The 17,318-nt window shown below is 69.3% G+C and carries 10 protein-coding genes; 2 read left to right on the top strand and 8 right to left on the bottom strand.

Annotation, left to right across the window (positions count from 1 at the left end; translation table 11 throughout):
- Nucleotides 1-14: 14 nt before the first annotated feature.
- From ACYVKL_RS31885 to ACYVKL_RS31905, 5 genes are all read right to left on the bottom strand, one after another.
- The gene (locus ACYVKL_RS31885; protein WP_379167654.1) at nt 15-809 is read right to left on the bottom strand and encodes an SGNH/GDSL hydrolase family protein; all 795 of its coding nucleotides are present in this window, start codon (nt 807-809) and stop codon (nt 15-17) included.
- Between the two features lie 91 nt (nt 810-900).
- Complete coding sequence (locus ACYVKL_RS31890) at nt 901-1,323, bottom strand: nuclear transport factor 2 family protein (protein WP_379167950.1); 423 nt, start codon at nt 1,321-1,323, stop codon at nt 901-903.
- Between the two features lie 162 nt (nt 1,324-1,485).
- Entirely contained in the window at nt 1,486-3,249 is a 1,764-nt protein-coding gene (locus tag ACYVKL_RS31895) for an oleate hydratase (protein ID WP_379167652.1), read from the bottom strand.
- A 44-nt stretch (nt 3,250-3,293) separates the two neighbouring features.
- Complete coding sequence (locus ACYVKL_RS31900; protein ID WP_379167650.1) at nt 3,294-4,154, bottom strand: 3-hydroxyacyl-CoA dehydrogenase; 861 nt, start codon at nt 4,152-4,154, stop codon at nt 3,294-3,296.
- A 2-nt stretch (nt 4,155-4,156) separates the two neighbouring features.
- Nucleotides 4,157-4,804 carry a TetR/AcrR family transcriptional regulator gene (locus tag ACYVKL_RS31905; protein ID WP_357192580.1) on the bottom strand — a complete coding sequence of 216 codons (648 nt, stop codon included), beginning with the start codon at nt 4,802-4,804 and terminating at the stop codon, nt 4,157-4,159.
- Nucleotides 4,805-4,914: 110 nt separating this feature from the next.
- On the opposite strand from ACYVKL_RS31905, the gene ACYVKL_RS31910 reads away from it, so the two are divergent.
- Entirely contained in the window at nt 4,915-7,203 is a 2,289-nt protein-coding gene (locus tag ACYVKL_RS31910) for a molybdopterin guanine dinucleotide-containing S/N-oxide reductase (RefSeq protein ID WP_379167648.1), read from the top strand.
- Nucleotides 7,204-7,344: 141 nt separating this feature from the next.
- Here ACYVKL_RS31910 and ACYVKL_RS31915 read toward each other — a convergent pair whose 3' ends face one another.
- Complete coding sequence (locus ACYVKL_RS31915) at nt 7,345-8,211, bottom strand: LysR family transcriptional regulator (RefSeq protein ID WP_379167646.1); 867 nt, start codon at nt 8,209-8,211, stop codon at nt 7,345-7,347.
- A 94-nt stretch (nt 8,212-8,305) separates the two neighbouring features.
- Between ACYVKL_RS31915 and ACYVKL_RS31920 the strand changes: the two genes are divergently transcribed.
- Nucleotides 8,306-9,565, top strand: coding sequence for an MFS transporter (locus ACYVKL_RS31920; protein WP_379167947.1), 1,260 nt, complete (start codon nt 8,306-8,308; stop codon nt 9,563-9,565).
- Here the strand turns inward: ACYVKL_RS31920 and ACYVKL_RS31925 are convergent.
- Together ACYVKL_RS31925 and ACYVKL_RS31930 are read right to left on the bottom strand one after the other, a co-directional pair.
- On the bottom strand, nt 9,538-10,932 hold the full coding sequence (locus tag ACYVKL_RS31925; protein WP_379167644.1) for an aminotransferase class I/II-fold pyridoxal phosphate-dependent enzyme: 1,395 nt from the start codon (nt 10,930-10,932) through the stop codon (nt 9,538-9,540). The genes ACYVKL_RS31920 and ACYVKL_RS31925 overlap by 28 nt on opposite strands.
- A complete protein-coding gene (locus ACYVKL_RS31930; RefSeq protein WP_379167642.1) occupies nt 10,929-17,255 on the bottom strand; it encodes a type I polyketide synthase in 6,327 nt (2,108 codons plus the stop codon). The genes ACYVKL_RS31925 and ACYVKL_RS31930 overlap by 4 nt, the downstream gene beginning before the upstream one ends.
- Between the last annotated feature and the right edge of the window lie 63 nt (nt 17,256-17,318).

Raw genomic sequence — 17,318 nt, forward strand, 5'->3', positions numbered from 1 at the left:
GGATCGGCGCAGGTTCAGTGCGAGATCGGCGTGCTGAACACCGGTAGCGGCTGCGGCCGCTTGGCGACCCGCTGGTCCCCGGAGGAGATGCCGCGCAGCCGGCGCATCGCCCATGGCCCCAGTGCGGTTGCCGCCCACTGGAATTCGGCGGCCATCGACCGCAGCAGGCCGTGCTCGGGCAGGGCGGGGGTGATGGGCCGGGTCCACGCGTCGTCCGCGCCCGGCAGGCGCAGCGTCTCGGCCATGGCCTCGGAGATGCGCTGATGCCCGAGCGGGCTGGCGTGCAGCCGGTCCGGGCTCCACAGTCGTGGATCGGTGACGACCCGGTGATGCCCGGTCTCGGCCACCAGCACGCCGTGCCGGCGGGCCGCCGCGCGCAACCGGTCGTTGAGCACGCTCACCCGGCCGCGCAGGGGCCGGGCCAGCGGAATCGTCTCGGCGACATCGGGAAAGGTCAGCGTCGCCACCACCGCGCCGGTGGCGGTGAGCGCGGCGAACATCGCCTCGACCTCGGCGACGATGCCGTCGGGGTCGAAGTTGGGGCGCAGCAGATCGTTCATGCCCGCGAGCACCGTCGCCAGATCGGGGCGCAGCGACAAGGCCGCGTCGAGCTGGTCGGCGCGGATCTGGCCGGCCAGCTTGCCGCGCACCGCGAGGTTGGCGTAGCTCAACCCGGGATTGGTGGCGGCCAATCGCTCGGCCAGCCGGTCCGCCCAGCCCCGCAGGCCGGTCAGGTCGTCGCCGTCGCCGACGCCCTCGGTCTGGCTGTCGCCCAGTGCGACGTAACGGGTGTAGGTGCCATCGGTCATGGCGGATCGGCCTTTCGGTGACTGTGCGTGGATCATCCCAGGAAATCGGCGGCTCCGGCGCCCGCGACGGACACGTTCACGCACCCGCCGCTCACTGTTCGGCCGCTGCTGCCTCCCGTTCGATTTGGGCGACGGCCTCGCGCTGGATCTGCTCGAACTGGGCGGCCATCGCCTCGGCCAGCGCCTGCGCACCCGACAGCGGCCGCACCATCACCGTGAACTCGTCGATCTTGCCGTCGGCGTCGAGGTGCAGGAAGTCGCAGCCGGTGATGCGCTTGCCGGCGACCGTGGTCTCGAACACCAGCGCGTGATCAGCGGCGTCGGGCGCACCGATCTCCTTGACATAGGTGAAGTCCTCGAACACCCGCATGACACCGCGCAGAATGGCCGCGGTGATGGCTCTGCCCGGATAGGGCTTGAAGGCGACCGGACTGGTGAAAATCACGTCGTCGGCGAGCAGCGTTTCGATGGCCTCAGCGTCGCGGGCCTCCACGGCCTTGCGGAACGGGTGCATGATCCCTCGCATCCAGGTAGTCAAATCATTGTCTATCGGATTCGAACGGTAGCGCGTAGTAGATCGCGATGTCCAGGGTTCGGCTAGGCAATTAATTCACTATGTCGGGGAGGGGTGACGATGACCCGGTCCCAGCGGGGAACCGGGCCGTCGTCCGAGGCTTTATTTGGCGATGACGCCGTACTGGGCGAGCAGCTCACCGATCTCGTTGTTGCCCAGCCGCTTCGCCAGCCCGCGCCACAGCAGCTCCGGCCCGGGCAGGTCGATCGGATCGCCGTCCCGCAGCCGGGTCATGGCGGTCAGCAGGGTGCGGATGTCGTAGGTGGAGTTGAACACCTCCGGCACGCCCCGCTCGATGTCGAGCAGCTGATACGCCGCCTCCATGCCGGTGCGCACCGAGTACTCCGTGGTGAAGATGCAGTCCCGGCTGGTCTCGGCGAACTGCCCGATGAAGGCGAAGTTCACCGCGCCCGCGGGCACCACGTCCGGACGGTCACCGGCCTTGCGCGGCATGAAGAACGCCGTCACGTACGGCATCATCACCGGCACACAGCGGGCGGCCTCGGCGGCCAGTTCAGGGATGTCCGCTTCGGGAACGCCCAGGTGGTACAGCCATTCCTGGGTGATCTCCTCGCCCGTGCACTCCTGCATGGTCTTCTTCACGTAGTCGCCGGGCTTGTCGGCGAACAGCGCGTACACCCAGACCACGATCTGATCCTTGGGCTGCTGCTTGAAGTGCGGCTGCCGGTTGACAGTCCAGCTCATCAGCCAGCTGGAGTCCTTCACGGTGACGATGCCGCCGGTGACGACCTTGCCGCTGAAGGGATCCCGCTTGCAGATCTTCTGAATGTATTCGGGGATGCGCTGATCCAGCGTGGTGACGGTGGCCGACTCCCACTTGGTCTCGGGAATGTGCGACCCGAACACGTCCGGTCGCCCGAAAGCCTTGTCCTTGGCCGCGATTCGACGCCACAGATCCCACGCCGGCGCCGGTCCCTCGTTGAGCATGGCGGGCGTGTGCTGATCGCCTTCGTCGGAGTTCTCGGTCAGCGAGCCGATGGTCATCATCAGCAGATCGTTCGGGCCGAGGTCCACGCCGCCCGCGACGCCTTCGGACTCCCAGTGAATCCTGGTGGCCTGCTTGCGATCCGCGGTGATCTCGAAATCGACATCGGTGACGGTGGTGTCGAACTTGAAGGTGACGCCCTGATCCAGCAGCCACCGGTACAGCGGCAGCACCAGCGATTCGTACTGGTTGTACTTGGTGAACTTCAGCGCCGAGAAGTCCGGCAGCCCGCCGATGTGGTGGACGAAGCGGTGCAGGTACAGCTTCATCTCCAGCGCGCTGTGCCAGTCCTCGAAGGCGAACATGGTGCGCCAGTACATCCAGAAGTTGCTCTCGAAGAAGTCCTTCGAGAACACCTCGTTGATGCGCTTGCCCTCCATCTCCTCACGGGTGGCGAGGAAGATCTTGGTGACGTCCTTCTGCGCCTTGTCGTTGAGCGTGAAGAGGTTCTTGGTCTGAGCGCTCTGCCCGCGATTGACGGTGGCGCGCTCGAGCGAGAAGTTCGGGTCGTCCTTGTTGAGCCAGTAGAACTCGTCGAGCACGCTGGCGTTGTCGACCTCGATGGACGGAATGGACCGGAACAGGTCCCACAGACATTCGAAGTGGTTCTCCATCTCGCGGCCACCGCGAATGACGAACCCCTTCTTCGGTTCCTTGATGCCGTCGAGCGCGCCGCCGGGGATCTTCAGCTCTTCCAGAATGGTGATCTTGTCACCGGACATCTGACCGTCGCGGATGAGGAACGCCGCACCGGACATCGACGCGAGACCCGACCCGACGAACCAGGCCGTCTTGCCGTCCACGCCCGCGGGCTTGCGGGGTCGTGCGAAGGCTTCGTAGTTGCCGCTGGTGTATTCCATCAGATCTCCTGTCCCTGGGATTGGTTGCTGGTGCCGCGCTGTGTCTAGGCCGTGTACTTGTAGAACCCCTCTCCGGTGGCGAGGCCGAGCTTGCCCTGGTCGATGTAGTTGTCCTTGAGCCACTTCGCGATGCGCTGCGAGGTGGCGTCGCCGTTCGACAGGATGTTGTACGGCGTGGTCAGGCCGATGATGTCGAGGATCTGGAACGGCCCGGCCGGTGCGCCGGTGCCGATCCGCCAGGTCTTGTCCACCGCTTCCGGTTCGGCGTAGCCGCCCTCGGCCAGGTGCATGGCCGCGTCCAGCAACGGCACCAGCAGCGAGTTGAGGACGTAACCCGCCTTCTCCTTGTGCAATTCGATGGGCACCATGCCGATGGCGGTCGCGAAGTCGACCACCGCCTGATAGACGGCCGGATCGGTGTCGGGGGTGCCCATGATCTCGGCGGTGTTGAAGTGCCACACCATGTTCGCGAAGTGCAGTGCCAGGAACCGGTCCGGGCGGCCGGTGAAATCCTTGATCGCACTGGGTAGCAGGGTGGAGGAGTTGGTGGCGAAGATGGTGCGCTCGGGTGCGAGCTTGCCCAGCTGCTCGTAGGTCGCCTGCTTGATGGCGAGCACCTCCGGCACCGCCTCGATCACCAGGTCGGCGTCCGAGACCGCCGCTCCCAGATCGGAACTGAGCGCGATGCCCGCCGCGGTCGCCTCCGCCTTGCCGTCGCCGGCGCCCGGCACCTGGTCGCGGTAGGTGGCCGCCAGCTGGTCGAAGCGGCCGCGGGCCGCGGTCAGGGCCGCGTCGTCGATGTCGTAACCGGTGACGTCGAAGCCGCGGAACGCGGACTGGAACGCGATCTGGGAACCCAGTACGCCGGTGCCGAGCACGGTGACCTTGCGGATCTCGATGCTCATTGTCATTGCCTCCCTGTGGATGTGAAGAAACCCGCGACTATCTGTGCGATCTGCGCCCGCAGATCGCCGATGGCGTCGTGTCCGGGATGTGCGCCGGTAGCGGGTCGCGCCAGCGCCAGATGTAATACCGCGAAGATGCTGCGGCCCGCCAGCCGGGCCTGCTCTTCCACGCGTGCGGAACCGGATTCGCCGGCGTCGGCGATGAGCCGTTCGGCGATCATGGCCTCCAGCCGGGCCACCAGGGCCAGGCCCTCGGAGCGGTACTTGTCGGTGGGTGAGCCGAACAGCAGCTCTCGCTGATAAACGATGGTGTTCTCGGCGCGCTGCGCGGCCGCCCGCAGCAGCGGACCCAGCATGCCCGATACCGCCGCCACCGTATCGGTCTGTGCGCGAGCCTCTCCCGCGCCGTCCTCGAGCGCGGTACGCAGTTCCTCGTTGTAAACCATCAGCAGCAGTTCGCCTTTGGTGGCCGCGTAGCGGAACAGCGTGCCCGCCGCGATATCGGCGCGATCGGATATTTGCTGGGTGGTGACCCGATCGAAGCCCTGCTCGGCAAACAGGGTCGCAGCCGCCTCGAAGATCCGGGACTGCTTGTCGTGCATCTTGCGCTGCCGTCGTCCGACGTGCGATGACGTGGCCGTTGTGACCATCGGACACCTCCAACCCTGCCTGCGGAACTGAGTGGACTCAGAAATGAGCGTACTCCAGGCTATTAAATCCGCAACCCCTGGGCTGACCGGGCGGGCGTATGTTGAGGTGCATGGCCACGCACCTCACCCATTGGGGCGTCCTCGACGCGGATTCCGACGGCGAACGGCTGACAGCGGTCCGCCCCTGGCATGCGGATCCCGAACCCACCCCGCTCATCGAGAATGTGGCCTCGGCACAGCATCATCCGGCCCGCATCGATCAGCCGTACGTGCGCCGCGGGTGGCTGGAGCACGGTCCCGGGCCCGGCCCGCGCGGCTCGGAGGAGTTCGTGCCGGTGTCGTGGGAGACCGCGCTGGATCTGCTGGCCGGTGAATTGTCCAGGGTGTACCGGGATTTCGGGGCGTCGGCGGTGTACGGCGGCTCCTACGGCTGGGCCAGCGCCGGGCGTTTCCACCACGCGCAGAGCCAGGTGCACCGCTTCCTGAACTGCCTCGGCGGTTATGTCTCGCACCGCAACAGCTACAGCCTGGGCGCCTCGACCGTGCTGCTGCCGCACATCCTCGCCGATATGGGCACCATCATGTCGCGGGCCACCACCAAGTCGGTGCTGGCCGAGCATTCGAAGCTGATCGTGTCCTTCGGCGGGCTGTCCCCGAAGAACGTGGTGGTGTCGCCGGGCGGCGTCTCCAAACACAATGGGCGCGGCTGGATTCGGCAGGCGCAGGCCAACGGGTGCCGGTTCGTCACGATCGGACCGCTGCGCGACGACAGCCCGGCCGAATCGCAGGCCGAGTGGATCGCGGCCCGGCCCGGCAGCGACGCTGCCCTGATGCTGGCGCTGGGGCAGGTGCTCGACGCGGAAGGGCTGGCGGACAACGCTTTTCTCGACCGGTACACCGTCGGATACGAACGCTTCGCGGCCTATGTGCGCGGCGCCGAGGACGGCATCGTCAAGGATCCGGAATGGGCCGAACCCATCACCGGCGTCGCCGCGGCGCGGATTCGCACGCTGGCCCGGGAGATGGCCGCCAACCGGACGCTCGTCACCGTGAGCTGGTCGCTGCAACGGGCCCGATACGGGGAGCAGCCGCTGTGGCTCGGGGTGGTGCTCGCCGCCATGCTCGGTCAGATCGGTTTGCCCGGAGGCGGATTCGGGCACGGCTACGGTTCGGCCGGGAACGTCGGGCTGGCCGTGCGGGTCACCTCGCCGCCGAAGCTGCCGCAGGGCCGCAACGGCATCGACGACTTCATCCCCGTCGCACGGATCGCGGACATGCTGTTGAACCCAGGCGCGCCCTACGAATACGACGGTCGGCACCGCACGTATCCCGATATCCGCCTGGTCTATTGGGCCGGCGGCAATCCCTTCCACCACCACCAGAACCTGGCCCGGCTGCGCACCGCGTTCGGCCGCCCGGACACCGTGGTGGTGCACGATCCGTTCTGGTCGGCCACGGCCCGGCACGCCGACATCGTGCTGCCCTCGACCATGACCATCGAACGCGACGACTACGGCTCCGGCGAGGGGGACCGCTACCTGTTCCCGATGCCCGCGCTCACCCGCCCGCACGCCCAAGCCCGCGACGACTACTGGATGTTCGGCGAACTGGCCGAAAGACTCGGCATCGGTAAGGAATTCACCGAGGGGCGCACCGCCCGGGAGTGGCTGCGCCACCTCTACGACGAATGGCGCGAGCGATTGCGCGGCCGCGGCTACGAGGTGCCCGACTACGAGACCTTCTGGACCGGCGAGTCGATCGAGCTGCCCATCGAGGCCGAAGAGCACGTCGCGTTCGCCGACTTCCGCGCCGACCCGCAGGCCCATCCGCTGCACACCCCGAGCGGGCGCATCGAGATCTTCTCCGAGACCATCGCCGGTTTCGGCTACGACGACTGCCCGGGCCACCCGATGTGGCTCGAGCCCGACGAGTGGCTGGGCAGCCCCCGCGCGGCGCGTTTTCCGATTCAGTTGGTGGCCAACCAGCCTCGGACCAAGCTGCACAGTCAGCTCGACATCGGCGCGCACAGCCAGTCCACCAAGATCCGGGGCCGCGAGCCGGTCCGGCTGCATCCCGACGATGCCGCCGCGCGCGGCCTGAGCGCGGGCGACATCGTCCGCATCTTCAACGACCGGGGCAGCTGCCTGGCCGGTATGGAGATCAGCGACTCGGTGCGCCCCGGCGTCGCCCAGCTGTCCACAGGCGCCTGGTACGACCCCGACCCGGCCGACCCGAGCTACTGCCGCCACGGAAACCCCAACGCGGTCACCGAGGATCGCGGCACCTCCCGCCTGAGCCAGGGCTGCACCGGCCAGCTCGCCTTGGTGGAGGTCGAGCGCTACACCGACCCGCTCCCGCCGCTGACGGTCACCGGCCCACCCGCGATCGCCCGCTTGTGACGATCACGGGTCCACTCCCGAGTGCCCGCTTGCGACGATCGCGTGTCCGCCCGAGATCGCCTGCCCTCGGGGGTGGCGGGTCTGCGTGTGCCCGTTCACCGCTGACGGTCACGGGCCTGCGTGTGCCTGTCCGTCGGTGAGCTAGCCGTGCGCGGTGAGCGCCGCGATGACCGTGCGGGCCGCATTCGACGGGGTGCGCGCGGCCGCGTGGCCGACGCACAGCCGCCACGGCAGCGGATGCGGGTGGTAGTCGGCGAACGGGGTGCCGGGGGACAGCCGGGCGACCGACAGCGGGATGAGCGCCACCCCGAAATCCTTGGCGGCCAACTCCAGCGCGAACGCCTGATCGGCCACCTCGATGACCGGGTAGCGGCCCGGGAACAGTTCGTCGGCGATGGTGCGGATGCCCCAGCCGGGCGGGAAGTCGATGAAGCGCACGCCGTGTAGATCGGCGGCGCGGAAGGGGCGGCCGGCCAGGGGATGTCCAGGCGCGGTGCACAGCACCAGGGACTCCTCGGCGATGAGGTGGGTGGTGATGCCGGGGAATTCGCTGCTGATGCCCGCGAGCAGGGCCAGTTCGAGCGAATTGTCGCGCAGCCCGGCCACATTGCCCGCCATGCCCGAGATGCTCTGGCGCATTTGGAGCGTGACTTCCGGAAACCGCTGGTGCAGTTCGGCGATGATGCCGGCCAGGTCGATGTTGTGGATGTTCATCAGATTGCCGACGACCACCTCGCCGCGGATCTCGCCACGGGCGGCGTCGATGGCGTCCACGATGTCGCCGCGGGCGCGCAGTAGGGTGCGGGCGGGGGCGACCATGGCCCGGCCCGCGACGGTCAGTTCGAGGGTGCGCGGCGTGCGGTCGAACAATCTCGTCCCGAGTTCGTGCTCGAGTTTGGCGACGCTGGTGGAGACCGCGGACTGCACCAGGTTGAGGGCGCGGGCCGCGGCGGTGAAGGACCGATGGTCGCAGCAGGCCAGGAAGCATTCGATCTGACGCAACTCCATCAGCCGAGCGTAGCCCTGGTATCTCTGTGATAGATAGCAGTATCTAAAACCATCGCTTTTGTTGATCCGAATCCCTGGTCACGATTGATCGGTGATGGTTTCCCTGACCCGGACCGATGCGCCCGCCCCCGAGACGTCCCCGAGCCCGGCCCTGACCCGGATGACCGTGCTGGTGTTCGCGGTGACCGCGGGTTCCTCGGCCGCCGGCAACTACTACCTGCAACCTCTGCTGCACGAGGTCGCCGCGGACCTGAGCGTCTCCACCGCGAGCGCGGCCCTGCTGGTCAGCGCCGCCCAGATCGGCTACCTGTGCGGCCTGGCCTTCCTGGTCCCGCTGGGCGACTTCCTGCGCCGGCACCGGATGGTCCCGGCGCTGCTGCTGGCCTCGGTTGCGGCGCTGCTGGTTTCGGCGGTCGCACCGAATTTCGCGGTGCTCTTCGCGGGGGTGGCGGCGACCGGTGTGGCGGCGTCGGCGGCGCAGGTGGTGGTGCCGTGGGCGTCGGCGCTGGCCGATCCGGCCCGGCGCGGGCAGGTGGTAGGGACCGTGATGAGCGGGCTGCTGCTGGGAATCCTGTTGTCGCGGGTGCTGTCCGGGGCTGTGGCGCAACTGGGCGGCTGGCGCTCGGTGCTGCTGGTGGCGGCCGGATTGCAGGTGGTGATGGCGATCAGCGTGTACCTGCTCGCGCCCGCCACCCCGCGCGCCGCGACGGGAGAAAGCTATCCACAGGTGCTGGCTTCGATCCTGGGTTTGATCCGCCGTCACGCCGTGCTGCGGCAGCGCATGCTGCTGGGTTTCATTCTGATGGGGTGCTTCTCGCTGGTGTGGACGGCGTTGGCGTTCTTGCTGTCCGGCTCGGGCGGAAGCACCTATCACTACGGCGAATTCGTGATCGGCCTGTTCGGTCTGGCGGGCGTGGTCGGGGCGCTGGGCGCACCGGTGGTGGGGCGGCTGGCCGATCGCGGGCACCTGCGTCGCGTCACCTCGCTGACCTGGCTGGTGCTGCTGGCCAGTTGGGTCCTGGTGGCGTGGGGCGGGCACAGCGTGTTGGCGCTGATCGCGGCGCTGGTGGTGTTCGACTTCGGTATCCAGGGCGCGCATCTGACCAATCAGAGCGCCATCTACACCCTGGATCCGGCGGCGCGCAGCCGTCTGACGACGGCGTACATGGTCACCTATTTCCTCGGCGGCGTGACGGGTTCGGTGACCGCCGGCCTCGCCTACCAGGCCGGCGGGTGGCCACTGGTGTGCGGGATCGGCGTGGCCGCGACCGTGGCGGGCCTGGTGCTGTGGGCGGTGTTCGCACTCCGCCCACAGCACGCGCGACCTCAGACCGCCATGGCCTCGGGCAGCTGATCGGCCAGGGCGATGGCCGTGGCCAGCAGGTCGGCCGTGGACAGCAACTGCTGTTCCGTGTGTTCGGAGGTGATGAAGAAGCGCAGCCGCTCCTTGCCCACCGGCACCGCCGGGGCCGAGATGGCCCCGGCGTACACGCCCTGCTGCAACAGATGCGCCGAGACGAACCCGGCCCGGATCTCGCCCGGCACGATCACCGGCACGATCGGGGTGCCCTGCGACTCACCGAGATCCAGTCCCCGCTCCCGCAACGCGGCATCGAACAGCCGCGCGTTGTGCCACAGCCGGGTGACCCGTTCCGGCTCGGCCGCCAGCACGTCGAGCCCGGCCATCGCCGCCGCGATGCCCGACGGCGCGGGCGCCCCGGTCAGCATGGCCACGCCCGGCGCACTGGATTTCATGGCCGCGATCAGGTCGGCGTCGGCGGCGATGAAGCCACCGACGCTGCCCAGGGCCTTGGACAGCGTGCCCATCCAGATGTCGACATCGGACCCGGCCATCCCGTAGTGCTCCCGGATGCCGTGCCCGGCCGCGCCGAACACACCGAGCGAATGGGCCTCGTCCACCATGACCGCGCAGTCGAATTCACGTGCCACGGCCGCTAATTCGGCCACCCGGCCGACGGTCCCGTCCATCGAGTAGTGGCCCTCCAGCACCACCAGCGCCCGATCGAACCCGGACCGCGACATCTTCAGCACCGACCGCAGCGAGTCCGGATCGTTGTGCCGGAAGTTGATCCGGCGGCAGCCCGCCCACTGCGTGCCCGACACCACGCTGCCGTGGATCAGGCTGTCGCAGAACGCCACATCGCCCTCGCGCAGCAGGAAGCCGATGACCCCGGCATTGGTGAGGTAGCCGCTGGTGGTCACCATGGCGTCGCCCACGTCGTACATCCCGGCGAGCCGCTGTTCCAGTTCGCCGTAGAGCGGGATCTCGCCGGAGACGATGCGGCTGGCCGAGGCCGACGCACCGTACTGATCCAGCGCCGCCTGGCCCGCCCGCACCACCCGGGGGTGGCTGGACAGCCCCAGGTAGTTGTAGGCGCTGAAGTTCACCAGGTCGGTGTCCATGGCCCGGATGACGGTGTCGTTCGGGCTGTTTCGCGGCAGGAACAGCGGATTCGGCATGCCCGACTGCTCACTGATGGCCGCGATGGCCGCCCGTTTGGCGACCGCCGCCGCGACCTCCGGATGATCGGTGAACTGGCGGCCGGGCCCGCGCGTGGCGCGCGCGGGGACGGTCCTGCCGGTCACCGGGTTGGGGGCTGCGGCCTGCCGGACCGCGGTCGCGGCCCCGGCTCCAGCGGATTCCTTGGTTCCGCTGCCCGCCAGTAGTTTCCGGGCCAGGTCCCGTGCCGATTCGCTCATGCCGGCACCACCGCGGTGGTCTCGCCGACCAGCATCTCGGCGGCGCGCGCCCCGGCGTGCTGGAGCGTGAACGACCGTCCGACCTTCATCGACATCAGGTCCACGCCCAGCGTCTTGCCCACCAGCGCACCGAATTCCACCGCCATCAGCGAGTCCAGGCCCAGTTCGGGCACCGGCACCGTGAGGTCGATCGAATCGGCGTCGACGCCCATCACCACGGCCAGCTGTTCGGCCAGCATGTGCGCCACCACCTCACCGCGCTTCTGCTCGTCGAGCTCGCGCAGCGCCGACACCAACTGCGAGGCGGCCGAATTGTCCTGCGCCGCAGCCGCGACCAGCTCGGCGGTGCGGCCGGTCATGCCGTACCAGGACACCGTCGAGGCGACCGTCGACCAGTTGATCGGAATGATCGACGCCTGGTGATGGATGCCCAGTTCCAGGGCTTTCTCCAGGTATTCGACGCCCTCGTCCATGTCGATCGGGTCGAAGCCGGCCGTGCGCAGATAGCGGGACACGTAGTCGTCGTCGGCCATGCCGCCGCCGGACATGTGACCCCAGCCGACCGCGAGCGCCTTGCCGCCATCGCGCACCACCGCGTCGGCGGTGGCGTTGAGCGCGAGATTGGCGGCGGTGTAGGCGTATTGGCCGATGCTGCCGAAGATCGTGCTGCCGGAGGAGAACAGCACGAACATGTCCGGTTCGGCCCCGGCGGCGGCCAGCCCGTGCCGCAGCGCGATCACGCCTTCGGCCTTGGGCCGGTACACCGTGGCCAGGCTGTCCCGGTCCATGTCGGCCACGCGCTTGTCGTCGAGCATGCCCGCGGTGTGGAAGACGCCGCGCAGCGGATGCGCGGCGCTGTGGGCCCGCGCGATCACCACGTCCATCGCGGCGATATCGGTGACGTCCACCAACTCCTCGGTGACCTCGACGCCCTGCTCCCGCCAGCTCGCCAGCTGGGCGCGAGCGGCCTCGGTGGTCGCGCCGCCGCGTCCCAGCAGGGTGAGCTTGCGTGCGCCCAGCCCGGTCAGCCACCGGCCGACGGCCAGACCGAACGCACCGAAGCCGCCGGTGATCAGGTACTGCGCGTCCGGATCCACGGTGACCGCCGGAATCAGCGGACGCACCTGCGGCGCTTCGGCTTCCAAACTGACCGCGATCCGCCCGAGCTGCGCCGAACGAGCCACATCCTCGAAGGCCCGCGCGACGTCGGCGGTGTCGTACACCTCGAAGGGCAGGTAGCTGTAGTGCCCCGCCGCCAGCTTCTGCTGCACGCCGCGCACCAGATCGCTGGTGGCCGACCGCTTGATCGCCAGCATGCGGTCCAGGTCGAAGGAGTGGTAGGAGAGGTTCTTGTCGAAGTACCCCAGGTCGAGCACGCCGCCACCGTAGATGTCGGCCTTGCCGATCTCCACGATCCGCCCGAACTCGGCCACCGCCTTGAAGTTCTGCCGCAGGATCTCCCCGGGCGCGGTGCTGATCACCACGTCCGCGCCGCGCCCCGCGGTGAGACCCAGGACGTCGTCGGCGAAGTTCAGCGAGCGCGAGTCCAGCGCGTGGTCGGCGCCCTGCTCGAGCACGTAGGCCCGGCGTTCGTCACTGCTCGCGGTGCCGATCACGGTGGCCCCGTACAGCTTCGCGACCTGCACCGCGGCCGATCCGACGCCGCCCGCCGCGCCGTGCACCAGCACCACGTCACCCTTGCGGACCCGCGCGAGTTCGAGCAGCGAATGCTCGGCGGTGGCGAAGGCGACGGTGCTCGTGCAGGCGCCCGGCACGGTCTCGTCGGGGACGCGGGTGATCAGGTCGGCGTCGGTGGTGTGGAAGCGGGAGATCATGCCCTTGGAGGTCAGGAACACCCGGTCGCCGACCGCGAGATCCTCGACCCCCGCACCGGTCCGGACGACGACCGCGTCGGCCTCCATACCGGGTTCGGTGCCGTAGAAGGTGCCCGCCATCTCGCGCTCACCGAGCACTCCGATGACCTTGAGCGGATCCTTGTAGCCCAGGCCGACCGCCAGGATCCGCACCTCGACCTCGCCCGCCCCGGGCGCCCGGCGCTCACAGCGCCGCCATGCCAGCCGCGACAGCACCCGCGACTTCGGCAGCTCCAGCCGGAAATTCGCCTCCGGATCGGTGAGCGGCTCGGCCCGGTCCAGGCCGTCGAGCCGGTCGGGCAGGGTGGCCGCGACCACCGTCACCCAGCGCAGGCCGTTGCGCAGCACCACTTCGTCGGAGTGGTCGTAGGTGAACGCGCCCGCCACGGCCAGCTCGGCCGCCAGCTCCGCCTCGGTGACCTCCGGGTCCACGTCGACCAGCCGCCAGCGCAGCCGCGACTGCTCGTTGAGCAGCACCCGGCGCGCGCCGGCCAGCGCCGCGTGCGCCGGATCGGGCGCGGCGTCCTCGTCCGGGTGCGCGAAGGCGCGCTCGGTGACCAGGGTGACGTGCACGGAACCGTCACCGGTCATGGGGATTTCGTGGCCGCGCTGCTGGAGCCAGTCCTCGAGGAAGCCCTCGATGGTGACCGCGATCCGGCGCAGCGTCCACAACGCGTCCAGATCGGTGTACTCCGAGCCCGCCACCAGCACGATGTGGGTGCGCTCCACCTCGTCCAGGTCGACGATCCGCTGGAGCCGCTCGCGCACAACCGATTCCAGATCATCGCGGGCGGGATCGCCGACCGCGAGGACTTCGCCTTGTCCCGTCGTGCCCGCGATGAACGTGGCCCGCGCACCCGGCTCGGCCGCGAAGTCGACGGCCAGCGTGTAGGCGGTCTGCGGGGAGGGCAGGGCGGTGGTGTCCACCGGATCCCGCATGTCCCAACGGTCTTCGTAGAAGTAGTCCGTGAGCCGTTGCAGCGCACCGCGATCGGGGTTGATGTCGCCCAGTCGCAGGCCGAGGATCTGCATGACGACGTTCTCCTCGTCGTCGAGCAGGTCGTAGTCGCAGGTGAGGTCGTCGGCGCTGTGCAGGCGCGCCACCACCGTCACCCGCTCCGGGAGCGGCGCGAAGACCCGCACCCCCGCCACGGCGACCGGAACCAGCGCGCCCCGTTCGGCATTCGGGGTGGCGGCGAGGACCGCTCCGAAGCACTGCACGGCGGCGTCGACCACGGCCGGGTGGGCCAGGTGTCCGCTGTCGCGGGCGATGCTGCCGTCCAGGGTCGCGACCACGGTATTGCCGCTGACCCGCAAGGCCGTGGCGCGGCGGAAGTCCGGGCCGTAGTCGAGTCCGCGGGCGGCGAAGGCCGTGTAATAGGCGTCGGGGTCGATGATCGCCATCTCCTCGAGCACCGGCAGGTCGGCCTTGGCCGGTTCGTACACGCCCTCGACCAGACGGCCGGTGGCATTGACCGTCCAGGCGTCGCCCGCGGGCTCCCGGGAGCGAATGGTGAAGCGCCGCGTGGATTCCTCCACCTGCAGTTCCACCACCGGGGCCATGCCCTCGTCCACCACGAGCGGCGCGAGGAATCGGACATCTTCGACCGCCACCCGGGCGGACTCGGTGCGCAGCGCCGCCGCGCTCAATGCCGCGTCGAGATAGGCGGCACCCGGCAGGATCCGGGAACCGCTCACCACATGGTCGGCCAGCCACGGCATGTCGCCCACGCTCAGCTGGGTGCGCCACACGGTGTTCGGGTGCTCGGGCACCGGATCGCCGAGCATGCGGTACGTGCCGGGGGTGCCGTACTTGAGCTGCTGCATGGCGCTCAGCTCGACGCGCAGCCGGGTGCGCTGCCACGGGTAGCGCGGCAGGTCCACGTGCGCGGTGACGAGATCGCCGAACAGCGCGTCGATATCGAGCACGCCCGCGGTGTAGAGCCCGGCGACGGTCTGACGGATGCTCTCGTCGTCGGCCTGCTTGCGGTTGAGGGTGGCGACGGTGGTGCCGGTCTCGTTCGCGCCGATCAGGATCTCGCGAATGTTCGCGCCCAGCACCGGATGCGGCCCGACCTCCAGGAACACCCGGCTGCCCGCGCCCACCAGTGCGGTGATGGCGTCGGCGAAGCGCACGGGCTGCCGCACATTGGCGCACCAGTAGGCGGCGTCCCAGTCGCCGGTGGTGACCTGGGCGCCGGTGACGGTGGACCACAACGGGATTCGCGGGTCGGCGAGCGTCAACTCGGCCAGGGCCGCGGTCAGCTCGTCGAGGATGGGGTCCATCAGATAGCTGTGATAGGGCACCTCGACCTGTAGTCGGCGCGCGAAAACGCCCTGCTCGGTGAGGGATTCGGCGATCTCGTCGAGGCGTCGCTCATTGCCCGCGAGGGTGACCGCGCCGGGGCTGTTGATCGCCGCGATGCTGACCAGCTCGTCGCCGTCGATCAGCTCGAGCGCCGCGGCCGGCGCCAGCCCGACCGCGAGCATGCCGCCGGAACCGGCGGTGGTGGCCTGCAGGCGGGCGCGATGGAAGCTGACCAGCAGGGCGTCCCGCAGCGAGAGCATTCCGGTGACGTAGGCCGCCGACACCTCGCCGACGCTGTGGCCGACCACGGCGGCGGGCCGGATGCCCAGTTCGTCGAGCTGGGCGACCAGCGCGACCTGAATCAGGAAGTTGGCGGGCTGGGCGACCGCGGTCGAGGTGACCCGCGACTCGTCCTCGTCGCGCAGCAGCTCCTCGACGATGGACCAGCCCGAGATCTCACGGAACACCGCGTCGATCCGAGCGGCCTCGGTGGCGAAAGCGCCTCCGGCGGTGAGCAGTTGGCGGCCCATGGCCCACCACTGCGGACCCATGCCGGTGAACACGAACACCGGTTCGGCGACCTTGCGGGCGATCACCTTGGCGGTGCGGCCCTCGCCGCCCGCGAAATCGATCAGCGCCCGCACCAGATCGGCGTCGTCACCGAAGGTCAGGCCCGCGCGCACCCCGTGGTGGTGACGGCGCGTCCACGCCGCCTCGGCCAGCCGGGCGGGCTCGGCTCCGGCCGCGACGAGTTCGGCGAAGCCGCGCGCCAGTTCCCGCGCGGCCGTGTCGGTGCGCGCCGAGATCGGCAGCACGCCATGGTGCTTGGGCTCGCGCACCGGCGCGTCCGCGGGCGCGTACTCCTGGAGAATGGCGTGTGCGTTGGTGCCGCCGTAGCCGAAACCGTTGACCGCGACGGTCATTCGCGTCTCCGGTGGAACCGGCTGCGCCTCGGTCTGCAACGCCAGCCCCAGCTCCTGGAACGGGATGTCCGGGTTCGGCTCGTTCAACCAGCCCTGCGGCGCGATGGTGCGGTGGGTGAGGGCCAGCGCCGATTTGATGACGCTGGCGATGCCCGAGGCGGCCTCGGTGTGCCCGAGCTGTCCCTTCACCGAGCCCACGCCCAACGGCTCGGTGCGGCCTTCGACCTGCCCGTAGGCGCGCCCGATGGCCCGCAGTTCGAGCGGGTCGCCGACCGGGGTGCCGGTGCCGTGCGCCTCGACGTAGGTGACCTCGTGCGGCGCGATGCCCGCCCGCTCGGTGACCGACTTGGCCAGGGCCTCCTGGGAATCCGCGTTGGGGACGGTGATGGCGGTGGTGCGCCCGTCCTGATTGGACCCGGTGGCCTTGACCACCGCGTAGATCCGGTCCCCGGCGCGTTCGGCGTCCTCCAGGCGCTTGAGCACGACCATGCCCGAGCCCTCACCGCGGCCGTAGCCGTCGGCGGCGGCGTCGAAGGGCTTGCTGCGGCCGTCGGCGGCCAGGAAGCCGCCCTTGCACATGGAGACGAACACCTCGGGCTGCATCAGCATGGTGACGCCGCCGGCCAGGGCCACCTCGCAGTCGCCGTTCAGCAGCGCCTGGCAGGCCAGGTGAAAGGCCACCAGCGACGACGAGCAGGCGGTGTCGACGGTGAGGGCGGGGCCGATCATGTTGAGCGCGTAGGCGATTCGATTGGAAAGCATCGTGTACGACGCGCCGACGGCGGTGTGCATGTCCACCCACGGCAGCGCGGCGTTGGTGGTGGACACCGCCATCTGGTCCAGGGTGAAGGCTCCGACGTACACGCCGAACGGCGCGCCCGCGGTCCGCCCGGCGATGCCCGCGTCGTCCAGGGCCTCCCAGGCGACCTCGAGCACGAGCCGCTGCTGCGGGTCCATGGCGGCGGCCTCGCGCGGCGAGATGCCGAAGAAGTCGGGGTCGAAGGCCCACGGGTCGCCGGTCATGAAGGCGGCCCGCTTGGTGTACATGCGTCCCGGCGTGCGTTTGTCCGGGTCGTAATACCGGCGGTAGTCCCACCGGTCGGACGGGATCTCCATGACCCCGTCGCCCTTGTTGATGATGAAGTCCCAGAACGACTCCGGAGAATCGATCCCGCCGGCATAGCGGCAACCGATTCCGACAATGGCAAGGTCGGACACTGCGTCTCCTCCGAAAAAGCAGAACGAACCTGGTGATATCCCCCCCCGAGGGCATGCGGAGGC

Source organism: Nocardia tengchongensis (genome assembly GCF_054781395.1).

Bases quoted from the DNA above. Each gene is read 5' to 3' on its own strand.
- ACYVKL_RS31885 (WP_379167654.1), bottom strand. From the start codon at position 809: ATGACCGATGGCACCTACACCCGTTACGTCGCACTGGGCGACAGCCAG.
- ACYVKL_RS31890 (WP_379167950.1), bottom strand. From the start codon at position 1,323: ATGCACCCGTTCCGCAAGGCCGTGGAGGCCCGCGACGCTGAGGCCATC.
- ACYVKL_RS31895 (WP_379167652.1), bottom strand. From the start codon at position 3,249: ATGGAATACACCAGCGGCAACTACGAAGCCTTCGCACGACCCCGCAAG.
- ACYVKL_RS31900 (WP_379167650.1), bottom strand. From the start codon at position 4,154: ATGAGCATCGAGATCCGCAAGGTCACCGTGCTCGGCACCGGCGTACTG.
- ACYVKL_RS31905 (WP_357192580.1), bottom strand. From the start codon at position 4,804: ATGGTCACAACGGCCACGTCATCGCACGTCGGACGACGGCAGCGCAAG.
- ACYVKL_RS31910 (WP_379167648.1), top strand. From the start codon at position 4,915: ATGGCCACGCACCTCACCCATTGGGGCGTCCTCGACGCGGATTCCGAC.
- ACYVKL_RS31915 (WP_379167646.1), bottom strand. From the start codon at position 8,211: ATGGAGTTGCGTCAGATCGAATGCTTCCTGGCCTGCTGCGACCATCGG.
- ACYVKL_RS31920 (WP_379167947.1), top strand. From the start codon at position 8,306: ATGGTTTCCCTGACCCGGACCGATGCGCCCGCCCCCGAGACGTCCCCG.
- ACYVKL_RS31925 (WP_379167644.1), bottom strand. From the start codon at position 10,932: ATGAGCGAATCGGCACGGGACCTGGCCCGGAAACTACTGGCGGGCAGC.